Raw genomic sequence first — 23,295 nt, 5'->3', positions numbered from 1 at the left:
TGCCCTCGCGGCCGGTGATCGGGACCATCCACTCAAGCCGCGCGTTCGGGCAGCGGCAGGCCAAGCCATTCCTTGTAAAAAACATCGATGTCCGGCTCGAAGTCGTGGAGGACCGGATACCACGGCGTGGGTGACTCGATGTCGTGCATGATTCCGCAGGTGGGGCAGTAATACTCGCGATAGACCTGCCACTGCACGTCGGGGGCCATGAGCTTTGGATAAACCTCGGTCATCGCCTCTTCGGTGTCACGCACGTAGATATTGGCGTGCAGCTTCCAGTTGTCCCGGTAATCGCAGAACTCATGGCCGCAGTCGCACTTGACGTTCCACTGCTTGGTCGTGGGCGACTGCGTGATGTACAGGTGCGGACCCAGTGGAAGGACGATCTTGTCCTTCCACGCGACCTTGGCCTGCAGCGCGTGCACGAAGAGCTCGAAGCGCTCCTTGTCCTTGGGCATGGACAACATGCGCATTGTGGTGTCCCAGTCGAGCTTTCCGTCGACGAGATTCTTGACCTGTTCCTGAGTGTAGGCAGACATGTGATTGCTCCTTGATTCTTTGGGGTGGGGTGCACGGGGAACCGGGTCCCCGTGCAGGTGAGGCCTGGTCAGCTCACTCTTCGACCAGCACCACGGTGTGGACATCAGGCATCTTCGACAGGTCCATGCGATAGACCGAGCCGTAGGAGGGCACGCCAAGCTCGGCCTCGGTCAGTTCCCAATCCGCAGGCAAGTCCCAGAACGCCTTGAATTGATCGCGGAATTTCGCCGAAAGATCGAAGCTGGTGGCGAACATGTGCCGAACCTGAACCGATGCATGCTTGGTGAGAACACGCTCGCGCTCTTCCTTCATCCAGTCCCGGGTCGGGACCGAGCGGGCGAGACGCTCCTTGCGGATTTCGGCGCGCCGCGCGGTGGTCTTTCCTGCATCGACCGACCACACACCTTTGGCGTCCTGGGTCAGCACGGCACCGTAGACCTTGCGCGCGTACTCGGGCAGCAAGGCGTTGTTGTTGAGATCCAGGGCGATCGCCTCGGTCTCCCGATCCAGGGGATCGCCAAACCCGGGGCCGCCACGCAGGTAGTTCAGGTACAGGTCATAGTTGTCGTAGCAGTCCTCGGTGGTCATGCACTGGTGATCGCGCTTGACGGTGGCGGTTGCGTCGATGTGACGCTCGTAGTCGGGCTGATCCGGATTGAGGTCAGCGCCAAGCGGTAGGGAGTCGCCCCGCGCGATGCGCTCCTTCAACCCCGTTTGATGCGCCTCGAACCGGTAACCGGTGGCTGAGGGGTAGCCACCCATCATTCCCCAGTCGCTGTTCATGTAGCCGTTGCCCATGAAGAACATCGTCCAGTCGTGCGCCTTCCACACCATGCGCAGCGTCTCGAAGCCGCATCCACCACGGTACTTCCCGTAACCGCCGGAATTGGCCTTGACGTTGCGGCCGAGGTAAAGGAGTGGCTCGGCCATTTCCCAGATCTCGATGTCGCCCATGTCACCTTCCGGGTTCCAGATCGCCGCAGCGTGGTTCAGCCCGTCCTTGATGGCCGACGCCCCTGTGCCGCAGGCCGAGGCCTCGAAGCTGTTGACGGCGTGAATCTCGCCATCCTGGTTGATGCCTCCGCCTTGCAGCCAGTTGGAGGTGTTGGCATTGCCCGCATTGACTTCTTCCAGGTAGCCGCGGCTGTAGTACGCCTGGCCCAATCCCCGCCACATCGTGGTCCAGGCCGAGACCAGAAAATGCCACGCGTAGGCGTGCCCGGTGCGGCGGTCGTCGGGGTTCATCCAGCAGCCCTTGGGCAGGTGGAACTCCGTGCCGAAGTACGCACCATCGTTGATCCGCTGCGTGGGCACGAGCGTCTGGGTCATCATGACCCAGATCCCGCTGGTGAAGGCCACCTGGTGGGCGTTGTAGGAGTGCCATCCCCAGCGGCTCGCACCTTCAAAGTCCAGGCGCCAGGACCCGTCCCCGCGGATTTCCATCTCCACCGGCGCATGCATGATGGAGTCGAGTTTGGCAAAGGCGTTGGAGGTCTGCACGTCCTCGTGCTTGTAGGGCACGTCGACAAAAGCCACCTTGCGGTATTTGCCGGGGATCGTCATGGCCTTGATGCGTGTTTGCAGGCCCCGGCGACCTTCCTCGATGACCTCGAAGCCGAACTTCTGGTACGCCTCCAGACCTTCTTCGGCGATCACTTCCTCGACCAGGTCGCGGATCATGTGGCAGCCTGCAATGCGGGTGCGCTCGTCGAGGATCCAGTACTTCGGCGTGCGCACCGAGCGCTGCGATTCGTGCAGCCAGTCACGAAGCGGTTCGTCGTTGACGCCGGTCTTGCGGCAGGTGATCATGTAGCCGTCGCCAAAACGCTGGGTCTGGCCCGTGGACATGGAGCCGGGAGTGACTGCGCCGGTGTCGATCACGTGGGTTACGCCACCGACCCAGCCAATGAGTTTGCCCGCCCAGAAGATGGGCACGATGGTGGCGATGTCGCAGGGATGGACGTTGCCGATCTGACAGTCGTTGTTGGTGAACATGTCCCCGGGGTTGATCCCGGGGTTGCCTTCCCAGTTGTTCTCGATCATGTACTTGATCGCGGCGCCCATGGTGCCCACGTGAATGATGATCCCGGTGGAGGTCAGCACGCAGTCGCCAGCCGGGTTGTACAGGGTGAAGCACAGCTCGCCTTCTTGCTCCACGATGGGGCTGGCGGCAATCTTCTTGGCCGTTTCCCGTGCGTGCACCAGGCCGCCGCGCAGCTTGGAGAAAAGCTTCTCATAACGGATCGGATCGGCCTCCCGGAACTCCAGTCGCTTGAGCCCGTTGTAATGGCCCGTGCTTGCGGTGCGCTCCAGGATGGCATCGCGAAATTGCTTGAGGGTCTCGCCGGTGCCTAGCAGGTCGGCGCAGCCCACTTCTTTCATGCTCATCATGTTCATGCTGATCTCCTCAGAGGATTTCTTTCAGGTGGAAAAGGCGATGCTTGTCGAGCCGCGACTCGAACCCGTCGGGGACCACAAACGTGGTGGCGTCGGATTCGATGATGGCCGGGCCCACAATGCGGTTTCCAGGTTTGAGCGACTCCATCTTCCAGATCGTCGCCTCGATCCATTTCTTGTGGCGATAGAACGGACGGGTGCCGACGCGCGCCTCAGGCGGCGGCGCCTCCCCGCCATCGGGGTCCTCGGGCAGCACAGGCTTTTGGGTGATGACCAGGCCGCGCATGATGGCGCCCGTGACGGAAAAGCCAAGCTCCGGCGAGCGTGCCGAGTTGGAATACACGCGACCGTAGGTGGTTTCGAAGGCATTGACGATGCTGTCCCAGTCGGCCGCCGTGGCAGCGCCTGACACCGGGGAATTGACCTCCAGGTCATTGAGCTGGCCCATGTACTGCATGCGATAACCGGGGCGCAGGATGACGTCCTCGGGCTTGAAGCCGTTGATGACGAATTCCTCGACCACCTTGTTGGCGAGTTCGCCCCAGGCCGCTTGGATCACCTCGCAGGCCTGCACCTTGTCCTCATCGGAAGCGAGCTGGGGCAGGGCGATGTCCACGCTCTTGTCGTAGCGATATTCGAAATCGGCGCACGCGCAGCCAAAGGCCGAGAACCCGGCGGCCCAGGCCGGCACCACGACGTCCTTGAACCCCAGGCCTTCCGTATAGCCATACGTGTGGACGGGGCCGGCACCACCATAGGAAAAGCAGACGAAATCCGTCGGGTTGTAGCCCTTGGCACTGATGTTGGCACGCAGATACTCGCGCAGATTCAGGTCGAGCAGCTCAATGACCCCGGCTGCGGCGTCCTCCACCGACAGGTGCAGCGGATCGGCGATCTGGGCCTTGATGTGCTGGCGGGCGCGCTCGACATTGAGCTTGATGGCGCCGCCGAGGAAATTGTCCGGGTTGAGGTAGCCCAGGATGACGTGGCAATCGGATACGGAAACCGTGTCGAGACCGCTTTTTTCCCAACAGGTGCCGACCCTGTAGCCGGCACTGTCGGGTCCGAGCTTGATGGATCCGCTGTAGGGGTCCAGCCGAACGAAACTGCCGGCACCGGCGCCCACCGAGTCCATGGCCACGAGCGGCAACGAAAGCACCAGGCGCGCCATGTCGGGATCGGAGGCGATGGCAAAATTGCCCTTCGTGATCAGGGCCATGTCGAAGCTCGTGCCGCCGATATCGCTGCAGGCGATGTTCTCGTAGCCGAGCTTCTCGCCCAGAAGCTTGGAGCCGATCACGCCGCCGATTGGTCCCGAGACAATCGTGCGGGCCAGCTCCTTGGCCTTCCAGCTGATGGTGCCACCATGGGTGGCCATGACGCGCAGGTCAAAGCGCGCGCCGTGTTTCTTGAACCGGTCGCTGACCTTCTTCAGGGTCTGGCGCGAGGGCTCGGCGGCGTAAGCCTCGAGCACCGTGGTGTTCATGCGATGGCTTTCCTTGCGCGAGGGGTAGTAATCCACCGAGGCGAAGACCGGGATGTCCATGCCGAGGGCCTTGAGCTCCTGGCGACAAATGTCGCGGGCACGCAATTCGTTGCGTTCGTTTTTGTGCGATTGCAGCAGGCAGATGACGATCGCCTTGGACCCCGCGTCCACCAATTGGCGGGTTGCCTGACGGACTTCGTCTTCGCGCAGCGGGATGACGATCTGGCCCTGCACGTCGGTGCGCTCGGTCACGCCCCGGGTGCGCGACAGCGGCACCAGGGGTTCGTCGTAGCGGTGCGTGTTGAGGTGGATGCGGTCCTCGAGCGCATAGCCGAGGTAGCTCTGGATTGCGCGCCCCATGGAATGGACCTGCTCGAAGCCGCGGTTCACGAGCAGCCCGACGTCAAGCCCCTTGCGCTGGACCACCCGGTTGAGCATGGCGGTGCCCGAATACACGCAGGTGACGAGCTCCGGGTACACCTCGTCCACGTCGCGCTCCCAGTGGGCGAGTGCATCCTTGGACGACTCCAGAATGGCCAGGGATTCATCCCCCGGATTGCTCTGGGCCTTGCCGACGACGAATCGCCCATCGGCGCGAACAAAGAAGGTATCGGTCATCGTGCCGCCGGCATCGATGCCCAGTACCTGGACTTGTGAGTGCACTTCCATTGCATGTCTCCATTTCTGGTCTAAAGCCGTTGGGCGCCAGGCTTTGCTGCCACCCGCATGAGCGCGTTTTGACTTGCGCCCCACTGTTCTTGCAGGCTTCATGCCAACCGGATGAGGCCTTCGCAGGCGGCGCTGCAATGCCTTGATTTGTATGGACGTGATCCGGGTTTACGCGGAGATGCGACGCGCCATGGGCCGGGCTGATGCGACGTTCGAAAATCGAACGTTCGGCCGAGTCCCGGTCGGTTGATCCACGGCTGCGGCGAGAAAAGGGCGCATCGCCGCCGCGAGCCGGGCCTCTGGCGTGCAGTTGGTGCGTGGCGGGGCCTGCAGCCGGGCTCCTACGCCTCGCGCGAGTGTCACCGTGAGTCTTGGCGCGTACAGTGTCGCGTTCCCTGTCAGCCTTGGAGCGCGAGCGCCTTCAAGCGCCGCAAGACACCAACCGGCCGATATCCGGCTGGATCAAAGCGATCGTTGGGGCAGGGCGCGGTCAGATTGCGCGTGCGCCAGGGCGAGAAGGCGGAGCGAGGGTCATCGCATCGGCGTCGGGCCAGACCGCGCGCCCAGACAGCGGCACGGTGCAGGACGGCCGTCGCGCGATGCGCTCGGCGTTCGCCTGGGCGGCAAACAACGTCGCGGATGGACGGCGCCGGACTGAGCAGCGCGACGCATGGGTGAAACCCATCGCAGCCCCGACTGGCAAGCGGGTCGTGCCCGGTCTCGGCTGCAGGAGCAATCCCCGATGTCGCCAGGCGGGCGGCATCTCGTATGGTGGGGCACAACGTCGAGATCATCGTGGCGCGGATGGCCACGATGATCTCGATGCAACGCTACGCGCTCAACGCCGCATAGTCCGTATAGCCGGTGGGGCCGGGCGTATAGAACGTTGTCATGTCCGGCTGGTTCAGCGCCGAACCGGATTTCCAGCGCGCCACGAGATCGGGGTTTGCAAGAATTGGCCGCCCCACTGCAACGAGGTCGCATTTGCCCGCTGCCAGATCACTCTCGGCGCGCCCGGCGTCGTAGCCACCCGAGAGGATCAGGGTGCGCTTGAAGGTCTTGCGGAACATGGTCTTGATGGCATCGGGAACAGCCGGCGCGCCCATTGGCGAGTGGTCCACCAGATGCACGTAGACCAGGCCGCGCTCGTTAAGCTGCTGGGCCAGATACGTGTAGTCGGCTTCCATGGCCTCATAAATGGGCATGTCGTTGAAGACACCGTACGGTGACAGGCGGATGCCCACGCGGTCCTTGCCGATGGCGGCGATGGTTGCGTCCACGACTTCCAGCACGAAGCGTGCGCGATTCTCGATCGAGCCGCCGTAGGCATCGGTGCGCTGATTCGAGTTCGGGCGGATGAACTGCTCCAGCAGATATCCGTTTGCGCCATGCAACTCAACGCCGTCAAGGCCCGCTGCGATTGCATTGCGCGCGGCTGTGACATATTCCTCGATGGTCGCCTTGATGTCGGCTTGCGTCATCGCTTGTGGCACCGGGTGCGGCTTCAAGCCCTCGGCGTCCGTGTACATCTCACCGGCCGCCGGCACCGCCGAAGGCGCGAGCATGTGCGCTCCCGCAGGAAGATTGAGGGGATGCGCGATGCGCCCGCAGTGCATGAGCTGCATGAAGATCTTCGCCCCCTTGGCATGCACGGCATCGGCCACAATCTTCCACCCAGCGGTCTGCTCCGGGGAGAACGCACCCGGAATGCGCGGGTAGCCCAGGCCATTCGGGGATGGCGAGGTGCCTTCGGTGATGATCAGGCCCACCGTTGCGCGCTGCGCGTAATACTCTGCCATCAGGGCGTTGGGAACGTTGCCCGTGGCGCGGTTGCGCGTCAGCGGTGACATCACGAGGTGGTTTTGCAGTTTCAGCGGGCCAAGTGTGGTTTCGGAAAACAAAAGAGACATTGCGGATCCTTGATCAGGGTTCAGGTGGGGAAATGGGGAATGAGGAAAGGTTGAAGCGTGTGCGCTTCCCTCGGCATGTCCTTGTCCAAGGGGCAGGCGCATGCTAACTGCTGAGGCGATTTTTCCGACGGTGTTCTTGTCTTTCCGCAATTTTCCGCTGGGACATTCAACGCTGACGCACGCATCGGGAGCATTTCGATGTAGGTTAACCGGCTGCCGGGACGACGCCACCACCTTTGCACTGTCATAAAGTCCAGTGCTTCATGTCGCTGGCAACCGTCGGCAACGCTGGTGGGTGCATGGGCCCCACTATGATGCACCGCGGTACATTTGTGACCTCGCGCTGCACCCGCACAAGGGCGAAAGCCGGTCCGACGAGCGCGAGGCCACCCAGGGCGTGCTCGCCAGTCTGTCCCTGCCCGTCATCGTCTGCGATGCAGCCGGGCTTGGGATTGCAGGGCGGGCCTCGGTGGGACCTGTTCTCAAGACGACTCATCAATCAGGAATGCAATGTCCGCATCGCAAGAGACCACCCAATCGATATTGGATGTGACCCGGGGCGCTCGACGGGCTGAAATCCATGGCGTCGGCGGCGGGGAGCTGCGCACACGCGCCCACGGCGCGTTCTGGATCATGGTGCGCCGCGTGGTCGTGTTGGCGGCATGCGTGGATTTCGCGTTTTTGGCGTTTTTCCTGGCGATCGGCGCGCCGCGACAGGCCTGGCCCAACGTGCTCAGCATCGCGATGTACGCGGCCTCCTACGCCCTGCTGACCAAACGCCGGAACGCTCTTGCCCTGTTTCTGGTCTGGACGGAGGTTGTCGGCCACGCAGCCCTGGGAACCCTGTTTTTGGGCTGGGATAGCGGATTTCATTACTACCTGTTGATGTTCATCCCGGCCATCATCGTGAGTGGCGGCTGGCGCGTCACAGTTTTTCCGTTGCTGTTCCTCTTTGCGTTTTATCTGGGTCTGCATGCGGCGTCGTCTGCGCTGGGGGCCCTGGCACCGATCGGTCGCGCTGAGCTCTGGGCCCTCAACGTCTTCAATGTCGCGATCTTCTTCGTGATGGCCAGCTACACAGCGCGCTTTTACTCGGAAAACGTGCGCAAGTCCGAACGCAAACTGCGCCAGAGCGCCACGACCGACGCGCTCACGGGATTGGCCAACCGCGGGCATTTGCTGGACCTGGCCAAGCAGTGCATCGCACAGACAGGGCGTCGCGGCGAGAGCATGTCGGTGGTCCTCGCGGATATTGACCATTTCAAGCAGATCAACGATCGGTTTGGGCATGAAGCCGGCGACCAGGTTCTCAGACACGCGGGAAAAATGTTTGGCAGCATGTGCCGCAACCGGGATATCGTTGCACGGTGGGGCGGCGAAGAGTTTCTCTTTCTGTTGCCAGGCACGGACTCGGAGGATGCGCGCCAGCTGGCCGAGCGCATTCGCGTGGCCTGCGAAGCCGCCGGGGTCGAATGGCGTCAAGCCGACATCCGCTTCACGCTGTCAGCTGGCGTGTCCACGCTGGCGCCCGCCGAAGACATCAACGCGGCGATCGGAAGGGCCGACAAGGCCCTTTATCAAAGCAAATTTGCGGGGCGCAATCTTGTCAGCGTGGCCGAGTGATCCATGCGGGCCAAAGGGGTTCGGCGTCGGCGCCCGGCCCTTGGCCATTGCGAGTAGCCGATCGCCGTCACCAGCTCGCGCTGTTGTATGGTGTGACACGGTGGCAGCCCCAAGCGGTGCCACCACCATTGCTTCCAAACGAGGGTGGCAACGCCGCTCCTTGATGGCCGAGCCCGGCAACGACGGTTTCTTTCGATCATGATTCGTGTGAACAAACGTTTGCGCCCCTTCTTCGCCGGCACCCTTGCGGCCGCCCTGGTCGCGCCCGTCTTCGCGGCGCAAGCCCCGGCGCCTGAGACCATCCAGGCTGTCGTCGAAGCGGCCGTGCAGGCGGGCCACTTTGCCCAAGCGGACCGGGCCATTGCGCAGGTTCTCGCTGCGCATCCGGATTCGGCCGCAGTGCACTATGTCGATGCCCGCTTGCTGGCCGATGAAGGCAAGTGGCCCCTGGCGCAAGCCGAGCTGCAACGGGCCGAGCGCCTCGATCCTGGCGCGGGTTTCGAGCATGCGCAGGCGCTCAAGGCATTCACGGCGCAGGTTCAGGAACATGTGCAAGCCGGCCCGGTGAGGTCGTCGAGCACAGGTTTGATCGTGCTGGCATCGGCGTTCATCCTGACCTTTGTCTACCTCATGATCGGGATCTTCCGGGCGCGCAAACGCGAAGTGGGACCTGATCGGGATTTGTCCGGGTAGGGCCGTGTAGGCCATGAAGCGCGCCAACGATGGGAGAATGCCATGAATGAGGGCCAAATCAATAACGTCTAACGTGGGGTCTCAGGCGCGAGCAGCAACACGCGTACTCACACCCAACTGCCTTTGTATCGATCTCGAGGTCGGCGTCAAGGATGGACGCATTCACCGTTTTGCGGCACAGCGCGGCCGTGACCGCACGGAGTTTGTGTTCCACAGGGGAGACGTGGAGCGGGGGCTTGCTGAGCTCGATGCATTTGCCGAAGGCTGCGAGTTTTTGCTTGGGCACAACATCCTTGCATTCGACAGGCCGCACCTCGCGGCTGTCGCGCCCGGCCTTGCATTGCTGAGCCTGCCCGTGCTTGACACGCTGTGGCTCAACCCCCTGGCATTTCCGCGCAACCCCTACCACCACCTGGTCAAACATTATCAAGATGGCCAGTTGCAGCGTGCGCGCTTCAATGACCCACTGCTCGACACGGCGCTGACCCTCGATCTCTTTGATGATCAATACCGGGTGCTGCAAGGCATGCGCGAGACGGCAGCTGATCTGCTGCTTGCCTGGCACGGCCTGTGCGCGCGTGGGTCTCGCAAAGAGGCCGGTTTCGGGCGCTACTTTCGTTCCTTGCGCGCTGCTCTGGATCCCACGCCGGAACAACTCGGCATGGCGATTGGGCGGCTACTGGCCGGAAGCGCCTGCCTGACCCAGGCGCGCGACATTCTGAGCCAGGCTCAGAATGGAGGTTGGCCCCTTGCCTATGCCTTGGCGTGGCTGTCCGTCGCGGGCGACAATTCGGTGATGCCGCCCTGGGTCCGGTATCAGTTCCCACAAGCATGCTCACTGATTCAAAGGTTGCGCGACCGAGCCTGCACCGACCCCACATGCGCATGGTGTCGCGAGCGCCACGATGCGACAAGGGAGTTGCGCAAATGGTTCGGATTCTCGGCCTTTCGCCCCGAGCCGGCCGACAAGGACGGTCGCCCATTGCAGCAGGCGATCGTCGAGGCAGCCATGCACGGCGATCACGCCCTTGGCATCCTGCCAACCGGGACCGGGAAATCGCTCTGCTACCAAATTCCCGCGCTGTCGCGCTTCGACAAGACCGGATCGTTGACGGTTGTCATCTCACCGCTGGTTGCACTGATGGCAGATCAGGTCACGGGTCTGCAGGGGCGAGGCATCGATAGCTGTGTGGCGATCAGCGGACTGTTGTCGATGCCCGAACGCGGGGAGGCGCTCGATCGCATTCGCCTCGGCGACGCGGGCATTGTCATCGTCGCGCCCGAGCAGTTGCGCAGCAAAACGTTTCGGCGCGTTCTCGGGCAGCGCGAGATCGGTGCCTGGGTGCTCGATGAGGCGCATTGTCTGTCGAAATGGGGCCACGACTTCCGCCCTGACTACCGCTACGTAGGCCGATTCATTCGCGAGAGGGCCTGCGATGGGCCGATTCCGCCCATACTCTGCCTCACGGCAACGGCCAAACCCGACGTCGTGCAAGACATCGTTGCCCACTTCCAAGGCGAACTTGGCGTCGTGCTCAAGGTCTTCGACGGTGGTGCACGGCGCGATAACCTGGACTTCGCGGTTGTTCCGACGTCGCCGGCCGAGAAGTTTCCCCATGTGGCCAAGCTTCTGCTGGATCATCTCCCCGAAGGGGCAGAAGGTGGAGCGATCATGTACTGCGCAAGCCGCCGGCGGACCGAGGATCTCGCCGCTTTTTTGCGCGAGGCTGGGATCCACGCAAAGCATTTCCACGCCGGATTGTCGGGCGAAGCGAAGACCGACACGCAGCGCCAGTTCATCGAGGGCGCGCTGCGCGTCATGGTCGCGACCAATGCCTTTGGCATGGGCATCGACAAGCCTAATGTGCGGCTGGTCGTCCATGCGGACGTTCCGGGTTCCCTGGAAAACTATCTCCAGGAGGCCGGGCGCGCCGGGCGCGATCGTCTGGCGGCAACCTGCATCCTTCTGTACACGCCTGAGGACATCGAGCGCCAGTTCGGACTGTCAGCCCGCGCACGCCTCACCCAGGCTGAGATTCAGTCCATTCTGCGTGCATTGCGGTCCCTGGAGCGGCGGAAAAAGGCGCGGCCCGATGAGTCCGTCGAGGTCATCGTGACGACGGGTGAGATTCTCCTGGAGGATGAGGCCCGAGATTTCGAGCGCGACACGGCCACTGACGATACACGGGTGCGCACGGCTGTGGCTTGGCTCGAAGAGTCCCGGCTGCTGATGCGCGAGGAAAACCATGTACAGGTCTTTCCGTCTTCACTTCGCATCGCCTCTTTGGACGAGGCCGCAGCAAAGCTGCAGGGGCGCATCCCCCAAGGCGAATACCAAAGGCAGCTTCTGAGCCTGGTTGAGGTGCTCATGAATGCGGATGCCGACGAAGGGGTCTCGACCGATGAACTGATGGCAGCAACTGGACTTGCATCCTCGGGTGTACGCAAGGCGCTTTTCGATCTGGAGGCACTCGGCATTGCGCGCAACGATACGGCCCTGACCGCGTTTGTCCACGCAGGCGTCGAGCGGTCCTCGAAGAGGCGCCTGGAGCGCATCGTTGCTCTGGAAGGCGTGCTGATCGAGCGCTTGCGCGAGTCGGCGCCGGATCTTGCCAAGGGCGAGCCCAGCGTGTTGCACATCCGTCATCTGACACAGCGACTCAAGGATGACGGGCATCCGGATGCGCTACCGGAGATCGTGGCGCGCTGTCTTCGCGGCATTGCTTTGGGCGGGCGCGACGACGATGGTGGCACGGCCAACATGACCCTCAAGCGGCTCGATGCCGAGGCCATTGAGCTGCGCCTGAATCGTGAGTGGGGACGCATCATTGAGGGCGTGGAGGTGCGACGCAATGCCGCAGGGTTGCTGCTCGACCACCTTCTGCAGACGCTGCCGAGTGGGGCAAGGGGGATTGATCTGCTTGCTCAGACCACATTGGGCGAGCTGACCCAGGTGCTACGCACCGATGTCACCGTGGGCGCGTCGGTGAGGCCGGACAAGCTGGGCAAGCTGCTGGATCGGGGCTTGCTTTGGTTGCATGAGCTGGAAGTCATTCGCCTCAACAAGGGCCTGGCCGTTTTCCGCCCTGCAATGACCATCCGTCTGCAGCGAGAGCGCCGCGCCTTCGGCAAGGTCGAGTTTCAGCCCTTGCAGATCCATTACCAGGAACAGGTGCTGCAGATCCACGTCATGGCGGAGTATGTTCAGCGGGGTCTGAACGCCATGGCCGACGCCTTGCGCCTGGCGATGGACTACTTCCAGCTGCCGCAGCAGGAGTTCCTGGTGCGTTGGCTTCCCGGGCGTGATAAGGAGCTCGAACGCCAGACCACGCCGGAATCGTGGCAGGCCATCGTCGGCTCGCTTCGCAATCCGGTGCAGCAGCGCATCGTTGCCGATGACCGCGAGCAAAGCAACGTTCTGGTCCTCGCGGGGCCCGGATCGGGAAAGACGCGCGCGCTGGTCCATCGCATCGCCTATCTGGTTCGTGTCCGTCGGGAAAATTCCCACGGCATCCTCGCGCTGACCTACAACCGCAGCGCGGCGGGTGAGATCCGCAGGCGTCTGAACACGTTGATTGGCGACGATGCCAAGGGGGTGCTGGTGATGACAGGCCATGCGCTAGCCATGCGCCTGGTGGGCGCAAGCTTTGAGGGCCGAGCCCTGCGCGCCGGCGATGACGAGCGCGATTTCGACGCAATCCTCGATGAAGCTGTTGCGCTTCTGCAAGGGCGGGGACTCCCACAGGATGAGGCTGATGCCCAACGCGATCGGTTGCTGCGCGGATTTCGGTGGATCCTGGTTGACGAGTACCAGGATATTGATGAACGCCTTTACGCGCTGATTGGAGCGCTCGCCGGTCGCACACTGCAGGATGCCGAACAAAAGCTAAGCCTCTTTGCGGTGGGTGATGACGATCAGAATATCTATGCGTTTCGCGGCGCCCGCGTCGAGTTCATCCGGCGTTTCGAGATGGACTACGCGGCGCGCCCGATTTACTTGGTGGAGAACTATCGCTCGACCAAACACATCATCGCCGCGGCGAACGCAGTCATCGCTGCGGCGCCGGACCGCATGAAGGTCGATCATCCGATCACAATTGTTGACCGGGCGCGCGCGAAGCGTCCGCCCGGTGGCGAATGGGCCACTCTGGATCTTGTGGTACAGGGGCGCGTGCAGGTGCTGCGCTGCTCGCATGACCCCAAGGAACAGGCCCTTGCAGTCATTGCCGAATGGCAGCGCATGCAGGCGCTCGCGCCCGGGTGGGATTGGGCGCGCTGCGCTTTGCTTGCGCGCAATTGGAACGCGCTGAATCCGGCTCTGGCCTTGTGCACCCGTCTTGGCATCCCAGCTCAGAAGGCGGACGCGAAGCCGATTCCATTCTGGCGTTTGCGTGAAGTCCAGTCCATGCTCGAAGCGTTTCCTAATCAAGGATTGATTACGGCGGAGATGCTGCAGGCCTGGGTTGCGCACCAACCCGCATCCCCCTGGATCGATATGCTGCGACTGGCAGTCACTGAGTTTGGCTTGGAGGCGGGCGAACTGCCGATCTCAACGGCCTTTTTCCGGGAATGGCTAGCGGAATGGGGGCGAGGTCAGCGCCAAGTCCAGAAGGGGGTTTTGTTGACAACCGCGCATGGTGCCAAGGGGCTTGAGTTTGATCATGTCGCGGTTCTGGATGGCGGGTGGGAGGGTGCGCTCGACGACGACGCTGATGCCGCGCGGAGGCTGTTCTACGTGGCGATGACACGCGCCATTGAGACCTTGACCTTGGTGTGTGCCGCGGGGCACCCCTTTTTGGGCCGGCTGGACGGTGACGATTCGGTACTTTGGCGTCAGGCGCCAATTCCAACGCACGTTTTGGGCGGCATGGATCGGATCATCGATCCTCTGAGTCTGAGCGACGTCGACCTTAGCTTCGCCGGCCGTAAGCCAGCAAGCGATCGGATTCACGGCGCACTGGCGCACTTGCGGGTGGGGGACGTCATCGAGCTTGTGTGGAGGGGCGAGGCCGGGGAGCTCATTGATAGGCATGGCAATCGCGTGGGCAAGCTTGCGCGGGCCTATCTCGCCCATCCCGGGCACCAATGTGTGCACGCTACAGTGCGCGCCGTCGTTCGTTGGACAGCAGAAGACTCGGAGCCTGAGTACAGGTCGCGGCTTCGCGTCGACGCGTGGGAAGTGATCGTTCCGGAGCTCGTGTTCGAGCCCAGCAAGGGCTGATTCGGCTGGCCGCGATTCGCAACCTCGCCTCACACTTGTTGCAGGGCCACCCCCTTCATGGAAAGCTTCCGAGCGTGGTTGCTCGTTAACCTGGCTTATGAATGTCCAGCACATGTGCCGGCGTCAGAGAAAAACCAGGGCCCGGCAGCCGACATCGCTGGGCACTGGCTTGGCCAACTCAAAGATCCGTCGCCGGATCCACGCCGTCGTTATAGCACCTTCGCGAGAAAATTCTTCGTACGCTCGGCCTGCGGGTTTGCAAACACGTCTTTCGGCGGCCCTTCCTCGACGATATAGCCGTTGTCCATGAAGATGAGCCGGTGTCCGACCTCGCGGGCAAAACCCATCTCGTGCGTGACGACCACCATCGTCATCCCTTCCTTTGCCAGATCCTTCATGACTTGCAGGACCTCGCCGACCATTTCCGGATCGAGCGCGGAGGTGGGTTCGTCGAACAACATGACGTCGGGCTGCATCGCCAGCGCCCGGGCGATCGCCACCCGCTGCTGCTGGCCGCCTGACAGCTGATCGGGGTAGCTGCTTTCCTTGCCGGCCAGGCCAACCTTCGCGAGCAGCTCGCGCGCGATCCGGGTGCTCTCCTCGACACCCATCTTCTTGACCTTGCGCGGGCCAATCGTGATGTTCTCCAGGATGGTCAGGTGTTTGAACAGGTTGAACTGCTGAAACACCATGCCGACGTGCTGGCGCAGCTTGTGGATGTCGACCTTGGGATTGGTCAGGTTCATGCCGGCGATTTCGATCTCACCGCTCGTCACCGTCTCCAGCCCGTTCAGGCATCGCAGAAACGTGCTCTTGCCGCTGCCGGACGGACCAATGACGACGACCACTTCATTGTTGTCGACATGATTCGAGATGCCCTTGAGAATCTCGTGATGGCCGAAGGATTTGTGCAGATTCTTAACGCTTATCAACTTGAAGCCTCCTCTCCAGATACGATGCGCACTTCGACACCGAGAAGATGATGATGAAGTACAGGGTGGCAATGAGGCCCCAGATCTTGAATGATTCAAATGTGGCCGCAATCACGACCTCGCCCTTGTAGACGAGTTCGACGATGCCCACCGGCGCGAGCAGTGACGTGTCCTTGATCGTCTGCGCCGCCTGATTGACCAGCGGCGGGATCATTCGCTTGAACGCTTGCGGCAGGACGATGTAGCGCATCGTCTGGATCCCCGTCATCCCGATGCTCTCTGCGGCTTCCTTCTGGCCGCGGTCGACGCCGAGAATCCCAGCGCGGATGATTTCCGTCACGTACGCGCCTTCATTCAGACTGAGCGTGATCGCCGCGGCCAGGACCGGATACAGCAGTTGTCCGAACCATTCGTTAACCGGCAGAATCGCCGGCAACCCCAGTACGATGAAGAACAGCTGGACCAGCAGCGGCGTCGAGCGGAATAGCTCGACGTATGCGGTCGCGATCCATTGGAGCACCTTGAAACGGGACAGGCGCATGAGCGCCGCGACGAGTCCGATGATCACCATCAGGATGATCGCGGCGATCGAATACTGAATCGTCAAGCGCAAGCCGTCGAGAATGACGGGAAGGTTTTGCCAGATTACGTGCATGAGCGTTGCGTTGCTGGTTTGACCGAAGCGATCAGTTGCGTGTACAGCCGTAACGAAAACGCGCAGTGCATCGCACCGCGCGTATCCGTTTCATCCGGCAGATGAATTGAAGCTCTTCAGTCAGCGACGGCAACTGCAGCGGGCTTCATGACGGCCATCACCTGGCCGCTCACATCACCGCCGAAGTACTTCACGAACAGTTGATGGTATTCGCCGTTTTTCTTGATCTTGGCCAGACCGGCGTTGATCTTCGCGACCAGTTGAGGCTTCGATTTGCTGATCGCAACGCCGTAGTATTCGCCCGTGAGCAGCGGGCCCACGATCTTGACGTTCGGGTGGCTGGTCTTGAAATTGACGTTCACGGGGTTATCGAAAACCACCGCGTCGGCGCCGCCCGTTTCCAGCGCCTCATACGCGCTGTCGATATCCTGGAACTGTTTGATGTAGCTCGGGTTGAAGCCGTGGCTGGTCATGTAGTCCACCGACGACGTGGCCTGCTTGGTGGCGACGACGTGGCCCTTGAGTCCAGCAAAGTTCGTGATCTTCGAATCGTTCTTCACGAGCACGGACAAACCCGACTTGTAGTACGCATCGCTGAAATCGACGCTCTTCAAGCGGCCCGTCTTGATCGTGATGCCAGCCACGGCGGCATCGATTCTGCCGGCCTGCAGGCTTGGGATGATCCCATCGAAGGGCATCGTCTCCACGGTCACCGTCATGTCTTCAGCCTTGGCGATGGCCTTGATCAGATCGATGTCGAACCCCGTGACCTTGCCGTTGACCTCGGTTTCGAACGGGGGGAATGTTGTATCGGCACCCACGACAATATTGGTCGGGGCCGTCGATGCGCCGGCAGCCATTGCGGTGGTCGAGCCGAGGGTGAATGCCAATCCGGCAATCATCGGAACGATGAGCGTGGCGAGTGTTTTGTTCTTCAACGCATTTCTCCTTTTGAAAGAATTATCGGAATCGGAGCGATTGACGCAACGCCATGCTCGACAGTCCTCCGATTGGTCGTTTGCCGCACTCGGATCCAATGATCAAATTGATCCGCGACAAATTTATGCACGGCAATGGGTAGCGCCGCGCGAACGATTCTAAGCCGAACACAACTCCGGATTGCCGACGCCGATCGAATCCGCTGAGTGTGCGCGACGTCGAGCCGGGCTTCGCCAGCTATAAGCCAGCACGCGATCCGACGCACGGCGCACTGGCGCGCTGGTGGGTGGGGGACGTCCTCGAACGTGGAGCGAGGGGCGAGGCCTGGGTGCTCACGCATGGGCATGGGACTCGCATGGGCAAGCTGGCACGGTCTGATCGCGTGCCTTCGGGACACGCATGCGCGCACGCCACAGTGCGGGCCGTCGCTGGCCGGACACCAGAAGACCCGGAGCCTGTATACAGATCGCGGCTTTGCGCCGCGATCGCCCAGGCTCGGGCCGCGCTTGGCAATGTTTCCTCACACTTGTTGCAGGGCCACCTTCCTCATGGAGCGTCTAAGCGCATGGTTGCTCATGTGCACTTTTTTTGCAAATTTCCAGCACATGTGCCGGCGTCCGACCGGGCTAACCAACGTTTCAGGGGGATCACCATGAAGTTCAGGGCATCATTCATCGGCGCATTCGGCGTCAGCGCGCTGTTGGCCGGGTGCGGCGGCGGTGGCGGTGGTGGAACGACCACGTCGACAACAGCGACCACGACAGCCGCCACCGCGACTGCGGAAGGCGTCTACACCGGAAGCACATCGAGCGGGTCGGTCTTCGACACCGTGGTGCTTGAGGACGGGACTTACTACACCATCTACGGGACGAGCTCGAGTACGGGGCTCACGGTCAAGGGCTTTGTCCAGGGGCAGGGGACATCAAGTGGAACCACATTCACGAGCTCGAACCTGCGTGATTACACCTCCAGCGGGCAACCGCTCTCAGGCACGCTATCAGCCACGTACACGCCAGGGGTCAGCATAAATGGAACCGTCAACGAGACCAGCGCGTCAAACACCAGCGTCTCAAACACGTTTACCGGCACGGTGCCTCAAAGCAGCTCCTACACGTACAGCGCGCCAGCCGATATCAACACGGTGAGCGGACCCTGGACGGCCTACACGCTGCAAGGCGCGCCCGCTGCTGTCACGATCAATCCGAATGGAACCTTCTCGGGCTCGTCGCAAGGCTGCACCTTCAGCGGCACGCTGACGCCGCGTGCCTCGGGCAAGAACGTCTTCGATGTGGCAGTCACTTTTGGCTCCTATCCCTGCGTGCTCGCCAATGGCACGGCCAGTGGAATCGGACTGAGCTACCTGACCGCAAACTCGACGACCCGACAGCTGCTCGTCGGCGTCGTCGACCCGACTCGGCAATTCGGAACGCTTCTCTTCGGGCAACGCTGATTGAAGGCGCCGGCACTCCAATGGGTGAGTGCCGGACCCGACCACGCACACGCTTGCGCCAGGCTCGATCGCCTGCACCTGCTGCTCGCTGGGAAGACCCGCGCAGGCTTTTCGGACGCGACGTGCCAAGGCTGCACGGCCCAGGCCCGGCACGCATCACTGCTGCCGCAGCGCCGGCTGCGAGCCTTGTCGACTCTGCACAAAATGAGGTCCGTGCGCTGTGCGCTGGACACTGCGCGCACTGCCGTGCAGGGACATGTAATACGATGCGTTGAGGGTTCTTCATCAGGGCAACGAGGACATTTGCATGCCTTCAACGGGTCTTGAGTTTCGCGTGGCGGTCGTCACTGGTGGCGCACGGGGAATCGGTCTTGCGATCGGACGCTGGTTCCTCGCCCACGGTTACCACGTGGCGCTTGTGGATATCGATGCCGAGACACTGGGGCGCACGGAAAAGGCGCTGGCGCGTGCCGACGACGTGCTTGCCGTGCATTGCGACGTGTCGGACCCCGAGCAAGTCGCGCGCGCTGCCGCAGCGGTGGAGCGCCGGTTCGGGCGTGTGGATGCGCTGGTCAACAACGCCGGTGTGGCGGTCTTCAAGCCGATTGCGCAAACGTCCTATGCCGAGTGGCGCCATGTGCTCGGCACCAACCTCGATGGCGCCTTCCTGTGCACGCAGGCCTTCACGCCCCTGATGCGACAAGGCAGCGCGGTGGTCAACATCGCCTCGATTTCCGGACTGCGCGCCAGCACGCTGCGCGTGGCCTATGGCACGAGCAAGGCCGCCTTGATTCACCTGACCAAGCAGCAGGCGGTGGAGTTGGGCACGATCGGCATCCGCGCCAACGTGATTGCGCCCGGGCCGGTCGAAACCGACATGGCCAAGCTCGTGCACAGTGTTGCGGTGCGCTCGGACTATTACGACGCCATTCCGCTGGGCCGGTACGGCACGGCCGAAGAGATGGCCGCGACCGTCGGCTTCCTGTGCAGTGCGGATGCCAGTTTCATCAACGGCCAGGTGCTTGCCGTCGATGGCGGGTTCGAGGCAGCCGGCGTTGGCCTGCCCACGCTGCGCCGCAATGCCGCGTAGTTGCCCGGCAACGATCTTCAGCGCATGCACGACGATGCGTCGCCACGGCTTGCCAGGGCCGTATGGGGAACCTGAGCGCACAGATTTGAACCGCCGCGGCCCAGGCCAGGTCGCGGCGCCTTGAAGTGGAGGTTTTGGCCGCATCATCCACAACAATCTCAGGAGGCATAACAATGACCATCACCCGACGCGATTTCCTTGCAACTGCCGGCAGCGGCGCGCTCATGCTCGGACTGCCGCAGACGCGCGCCAACGCGGCGCCGGAGGTTTTCAACCTCAAGTACGCCAACAACCTGCCTGTCACGCATCCGATGAACGTGCGTGCGAAGGAGATGGTCGACGCCATCCGCGCCGCGACCAAAGGGCGGGTCAACATTACGATTTTTCCGAACAACCAGCTCGGCTCGGATACCGACATGCTGACGCAGCTGCGCGCTGGGGGCATTGACTTCTTCACGCTGTCGGGCCTGATTCTGGCCACACTCGTGCCGGCAGCGGCGATCACCGGCATTGGCTTTGCGTTTGCGGACTACGACGCCGTGTGGAAGGCGCTTGATGGCAAGCTTGGGGCCTACGTGCGCGGCCAGATCGCCAAGGCCAACCTGGTGGCCATGGACAAAATCTGGGACAACGGGTTTCGCGAGATCACCTCGTCCACCAAGCCGATCCGCACAGCGGCCGATCTGAAAGACTTCAAGATCCGGGTCCCGGTCTCACCGCTGTGGACGTCGATGTTCCAGGCCTTTGGCGCCGCGCCGACTTCGATCAATTTCTCCGAGGTGTACTCGGCGCTGCAGACCAAGCTGGTCGATGGCGAGGAGAATCCGCTGGCGATCATCTCGACCGCCAAGCTGTACGAGGTGCAAAAGTACTGCTCGCTCACCAACCACATGTGGGACGGGTTCTGGTTCCTCTCGAACCGCAGCTTGTGGGATCGCCTGCCTGCCGATTTGCGCACCATCGTTGCCAAGCACGTCAATGCGGCAGCCATGAAGGAGCGCGTGGACGTGGCGGCGCTCAACGCGACGCTGCAGACGCAGCTCACCGCCAAGGGCATGCAATTCAACGCCACGAAACCCGACAGCTTCCGCGACCAGCTGCGCCGTGCAGGGTTCTATGCGCAGTGGAAGGCCAAGTTTGGCGATGAGGCATGGGGCATCCTGGAGGCCAGCTCCGGGAGACTTGCATGAGCGATGAAGGACGGCGCCCGCCAGGTGCCGTCATGGGCCAGCCTTCGGGGCAGGGGACGGGGCAAGCAGGCGCCGCAGGCTTGCCGCCCCCCACTTGGCTGGGCGGGTTGGATCGCGTTTTGGGCTGGGCCATCGAGATCCCGGCCGGCCTGCTCGTGCTGGTCGAGATTGGCGTGTTGCTGTCGGGCATTGTTGCGCGCACGGTGTTTCGCCACCCCCTGGTGTGGTCGGACGAACTGGCCTCGATTCTCTTCCTTTGGCTTGCGATGATGGGCTCGGTTGTTGCGCTGCGGCGCGGCGACCATATGCGGATGACGGCGCTCGTCAACAGGCTCCGGCCGCAGGCCCGGGCGCTCGCCGAGGCGGTGGCGATCGCCGCCAGCCTGGCGTTTCTTGTCCTGGTGGTCTGGCCCGCAACCCTGTTCGCGCATGATCAGGCTGCGATCACCACGCCGGCGCTCGGTCTGCCCGATGTATGGCGCGCGGCGGCGATGCCGGTGGGCATCGTGTTGATGGGGCTGGTTGCCACGCTTCGCCTGGCGCGCGTGGCCAAGCCCAGGCATGCGCTGATGGCGTGCGCGCTGGTTGCGCTCCTCGTTGCTGCGTTCTGGGCCGCCGCACCGCTGTTCAGTCCGTTGGGCAGACTCAACCTGCTGATCTTCATTGTCGGCGTGGGCGGAGCCTGCGTGTTCGCCGGCATCCCGATCGCCTTCGCGTTCGGTCTGGCTGCATTCAGCTATCTTGCCCTGTCCACGCAGACGCCTCTGCTCATCATGGTGGGACGCATGGACGAAGGCATGTCCCACCTGATCTTGCTTGCCGTGCCCCTCTTCGTATTTCTTGGACTGTTGATCGAGATGACCGGTATGGCGCGCGCGATGGTTGCGTTTCTCGCCAGCCTTTTGGGGCATGTTCGCGGCGGCCTGTCGTACGTGCTGGTGGGGGCGATGTACCTGGTCTCGGGCATTTCCGGCTCGAAAGCCGCGGACATGGCGGCCATCGCACCGGCCCTGTTCCCCGAGATGCAAAGGCGCGGTGAACAGCCCGGCGAACTGGTCGCGCTGCTTGCAGCCACGGGCGCGCAGACCGAGACCATCCCGCCAAGCCTTGTGCTCATCACGATCGGATCGGTCACCGGCGTGTCGATTTCGGCGCTGTTTACCGGAGGCATGCTTCCGGCTTTGGTCACCGGCCTCATTCTGTGCGTGGTGGTGTGGATGCGCCATCGCCATGAGGACCTGAGTCAGGTCAGGCGCGCACCGCTGCGGGAGATCGGGCGCCTGTTCGCCGTCGCCGTCCCCGCACTCGTGCTGCCGTTTGTCATCCGCGGGGCCGTGGTGGACGGTGTTGCAACAGCCACCGAGGTTTCCGCGCTGGGCATCGTCTACGCGGTGTTTGCCGGTTTGCTGTTCTACCGCCAGTTCGAGTGGCGTCGCATCGTGCCGATGCTCATCGACACCGCCAGCCTGTCGGGCGCCATCCTGCTCATCATCGGCACGGCCACGGCCATTGCCTGGGGCCTGACCCAGTCGGGGTTCTCGGGCGATCTGGCCAGCGCCATGGCAAGCATGCCCGGTGGCGCGATCGCCTTTCTTGCCGTATCGATCGTGCTCTTCATCGCACTGGGATCGGTGCTCGAGGGCATTCCCGCGATGGTGCTGTTCGGGCCACTGCTGTTTCCGATTGCGCAGCAGCTCGGTCTCAACGAGGTGCACTACGCGATGGTGGCGGTCCTGGCCATGGGGCTTGGCCTGTTCACGCCACCCATTGGGGTCGGCTACTACGCGGCGTGCGCCATTGGGCGCGTGAATCCCGACGCCGGGATCCGCCCGATGCTGGGCTACATGGTGGCATTGCTCGTTGGGATCCTCATCGTCGCCGCGGTGCCGTGGCTGTCGACGTGTTTTCTTGGATGAGACCCAGGAGCCGCAGTCACCGCCCCAGATGGCCACACGGCCGGGGGGCGTGTCGTGCCCTCAGGCCCAGCCGGGTGGCATCCAGCTTTCCATCATCTTGAGGCGCGCTGCATCCAGCCGTTGCGACATCAGCGCGGCGAAGACTTTCATCAGCGCGTAGCCCAGGGCCGGATCCTTCTCGCATTCCTGCAGGATCGCCTTGCCGTCAAACGCCACCAGGGACGCATCCGATTGCGCCTTGGCCTCGAAACTCCACCGATACGGTGGAATGAGCCACGACCAGCCGATCACGGCGTCCGCGCCTAGCGCCTGCACTTCGAGTGCCGGGCCGTTGATCGCCGGCACACCGATCTGCACGGCACCCTCGCGCAGGACATAAAAGTGCCGGGCTGCGTCGCCCTGACTGAAGAGCACCTCGCCGGGCGACAGATGCTGTTCCTTGGCATGGGCCACCAGCGGCGCCAATTGCTGCGCACTGAGCGCGGAGAGAATGGTGTGCGTTTGCAGGTACTTCGCGAGATTGGCAGCTTGCATGACGGACTTCCCGGTGGGCCGTGAATGGATTGCATTGCAGCGCGGCTGGG

At 62.7% G+C, this 23,295-nt stretch carries 16 protein-coding genes; 8 read left to right on the top strand and 8 right to left on the bottom strand.

Translation table 11 applies throughout. From position 1 onward, the window contains the following. Window positions 1-32: 32 nt before the first annotated feature. From CD04_RS0104880 to CD04_RS0104860, 4 genes are all read right to left on the bottom strand, one after another. On the bottom strand, window positions 33-539 hold the full coding sequence (locus tag CD04_RS0104880; RefSeq protein WP_031404666.1) for an acetone carboxylase subunit gamma: 507 nt from the start codon (window positions 537-539) through the stop codon (window positions 33-35). A gap of 73 nt (window positions 540-612) precedes the next feature. Then, window positions 613-2,937 (bottom strand): hydantoinase B/oxoprolinase family protein, encoded by a 2,325-nt coding sequence (locus CD04_RS0104875; protein WP_031404665.1) that lies wholly within the window; start codon window positions 2,935-2,937, stop codon window positions 613-615. Window positions 2,938-2,947: 10 nt separating this feature from the next. Next, the gene (locus CD04_RS0104870) at window positions 2,948-5,092 is read right to left on the bottom strand and encodes a hydantoinase/oxoprolinase family protein (RefSeq protein WP_031404664.1); all 2,145 of its coding nucleotides are present in this window, start codon (window positions 5,090-5,092) and stop codon (window positions 2,948-2,950) included. Between the two features lie 830 nt (window positions 5,093-5,922). Continuing rightward, complete coding sequence (locus CD04_RS0104860) at window positions 5,923-7,002, bottom strand: alkene reductase (RefSeq protein WP_031404663.1); 1,080 nt, start codon at window positions 7,000-7,002, stop codon at window positions 5,923-5,925. Between the two features lie 510 nt (window positions 7,003-7,512). On the opposite strand from CD04_RS0104860, the gene CD04_RS0104850 reads away from it, so the two are divergent. The 3 genes from CD04_RS0104850 (at window position 7,513) to CD04_RS0104840 (ending at window position 14,539) form a co-directional block, all read left to right on the top strand. Beyond that, the gene (locus CD04_RS0104850; protein ID WP_081857805.1) at window positions 7,513-8,625 is read left to right on the top strand and encodes a GGDEF domain-containing protein; all 1,113 of its coding nucleotides are present in this window, start codon (window positions 7,513-7,515) and stop codon (window positions 8,623-8,625) included. A 207-nt stretch (window positions 8,626-8,832) separates the two neighbouring features. Continuing rightward, window positions 8,833-9,318: a lipopolysaccharide assembly protein LapB gene (locus CD04_RS22455; protein WP_156030100.1), complete on the top strand. Its 486-nt coding sequence runs from the start codon at window positions 8,833-8,835 to the stop codon at window positions 9,316-9,318. Between the two features lie 73 nt (window positions 9,319-9,391). Continuing rightward, complete coding sequence (locus CD04_RS0104840) at window positions 9,392-14,539, top strand: RecQ family ATP-dependent DNA helicase (protein ID WP_031404659.1); 5,148 nt, start codon at window positions 9,392-9,394, stop codon at window positions 14,537-14,539. Between the two features lie 209 nt (window positions 14,540-14,748). Here CD04_RS0104840 and CD04_RS0104835 read toward each other — a convergent pair whose 3' ends face one another. From CD04_RS0104835 to CD04_RS0104825, 3 genes are all read right to left on the bottom strand, one after another. Then, window positions 14,749-15,471, bottom strand: coding sequence for an amino acid ABC transporter ATP-binding protein (locus tag CD04_RS0104835; RefSeq protein ID WP_031404658.1), 723 nt, complete (start codon window positions 15,469-15,471; stop codon window positions 14,749-14,751). Next, on the bottom strand, window positions 15,458-16,126 hold the full coding sequence (locus CD04_RS0104830) for an amino acid ABC transporter permease (RefSeq protein ID WP_031404657.1): 669 nt from the start codon (window positions 16,124-16,126) through the stop codon (window positions 15,458-15,460). The genes CD04_RS0104835 and CD04_RS0104830 overlap by 14 nt, the downstream gene beginning before the upstream one ends. Before the next feature lie 116 nt (window positions 16,127-16,242). Further along, window positions 16,243-17,016 (bottom strand): transporter substrate-binding domain-containing protein, encoded by a 774-nt coding sequence (locus tag CD04_RS0104825; protein ID WP_231480469.1) that lies wholly within the window; start codon window positions 17,014-17,016, stop codon window positions 16,243-16,245. On the opposite strand from CD04_RS0104825, the gene CD04_RS24070 reads away from it, so the two are divergent. The 5 genes from CD04_RS24070 (at window position 17,006) to CD04_RS0104800 (ending at window position 22,711) form a co-directional block, all read left to right on the top strand. After that, window positions 17,006-17,227: a hypothetical protein gene (locus CD04_RS24070; protein WP_031404655.1), complete on the top strand. Its 222-nt coding sequence runs from the start codon at window positions 17,006-17,008 to the stop codon at window positions 17,225-17,227. The genes CD04_RS0104825 and CD04_RS24070 overlap by 11 nt on opposite strands. A gap of 490 nt (window positions 17,228-17,717) precedes the next feature. Beyond that, window positions 17,718-18,515: a hypothetical protein gene (locus CD04_RS0104815; protein WP_156030096.1), complete on the top strand. Its 798-nt coding sequence runs from the start codon at window positions 17,718-17,720 to the stop codon at window positions 18,513-18,515. A 307-nt stretch (window positions 18,516-18,822) separates the two neighbouring features. Beyond that, window positions 18,823-19,605 (top strand): SDR family NAD(P)-dependent oxidoreductase, encoded by a 783-nt coding sequence (locus CD04_RS0104810; protein WP_031404653.1) that lies wholly within the window; start codon window positions 18,823-18,825, stop codon window positions 19,603-19,605. 173 nt (window positions 19,606-19,778) lie between these two features. Further along, entirely contained in the window at window positions 19,779-20,795 is a 1,017-nt protein-coding gene (locus tag CD04_RS0104805; RefSeq protein WP_031404652.1) for a TRAP transporter substrate-binding protein, read from the top strand. Then, complete coding sequence (locus tag CD04_RS0104800; RefSeq protein ID WP_231480468.1) at window positions 20,792-22,711, top strand: TRAP transporter large permease subunit; 1,920 nt, start codon at window positions 20,792-20,794, stop codon at window positions 22,709-22,711. Before CD04_RS0104805 ends, CD04_RS0104800 begins: the two co-directional genes overlap by 4 nt. Before the next feature lie 60 nt (window positions 22,712-22,771). On the opposite strand, the gene CD04_RS0104795 is transcribed toward CD04_RS0104800, so the two are convergent. Then, entirely contained in the window at window positions 22,772-23,245 is a 474-nt protein-coding gene (locus tag CD04_RS0104795) for a Crp/Fnr family transcriptional regulator (protein WP_031404650.1), read from the bottom strand. Window positions 23,246-23,295: the final 50 nt, after the last annotated feature.

This window comes from Thiomonas sp. FB-Cd, assembly GCF_000733775.1.
Lineage (GTDB): Bacteria > Pseudomonadota > Gammaproteobacteria > Burkholderiales > Burkholderiaceae_C > Thiomonas_A.
Note: the sequence above shows the minus strand (reverse complement) of the source record. Positions and strands in the feature narration are given on the sequence as shown.

Excerpts from the sequence above, each read along its gene's own strand:
- CD04_RS0104880 (WP_031404666.1), bottom strand. The coding sequence starts at position 539 with ATGTCTGCCTACACTCAGGAACAGGTCAAGAATCTCGTCGACGGAAAG.
- CD04_RS0104875 (WP_031404665.1), bottom strand. The coding sequence starts at position 2,937 with ATGAACATGATGAGCATGAAAGAAGTGGGCTGCGCCGACCTGCTAGGC.
- CD04_RS0104870 (WP_031404664.1), bottom strand. The coding sequence starts at position 5,092 with ATGGAAGTGCACTCACAAGTCCAGGTACTGGGCATCGATGCCGGCGGC.
- CD04_RS0104860 (WP_031404663.1), bottom strand. The coding sequence starts at position 7,002 with ATGTCTCTTTTGTTTTCCGAAACCACACTTGGCCCGCTGAAACTGCAA.
- CD04_RS0104850 (WP_081857805.1), top strand. The coding sequence starts at position 7,513 with ATGTCCGCATCGCAAGAGACCACCCAATCGATATTGGATGTGACCCGG.
- CD04_RS0104830 (WP_031404657.1), bottom strand. The coding sequence starts at position 16,126 with ATGCACGTAATCTGGCAAAACCTTCCCGTCATTCTCGACGGCTTGCGC.
- CD04_RS0104815 (WP_156030096.1), top strand. The coding sequence starts at position 17,718 with ATGAAGTTCAGGGCATCATTCATCGGCGCATTCGGCGTCAGCGCGCTG.
- CD04_RS0104810 (WP_031404653.1), top strand. The coding sequence starts at position 18,823 with ATGCCTTCAACGGGTCTTGAGTTTCGCGTGGCGGTCGTCACTGGTGGC.
- CD04_RS0104805 (WP_031404652.1), top strand. The coding sequence starts at position 19,779 with ATGACCATCACCCGACGCGATTTCCTTGCAACTGCCGGCAGCGGCGCG.
- CD04_RS0104800 (WP_231480468.1), top strand. The coding sequence starts at position 20,792 with ATGAGCGATGAAGGACGGCGCCCGCCAGGTGCCGTCATGGGCCAGCCT.
- CD04_RS0104795 (WP_031404650.1), bottom strand. The coding sequence starts at position 23,245 with ATGCAAGCTGCCAATCTCGCGAAGTACCTGCAAACGCACACCATTCTC.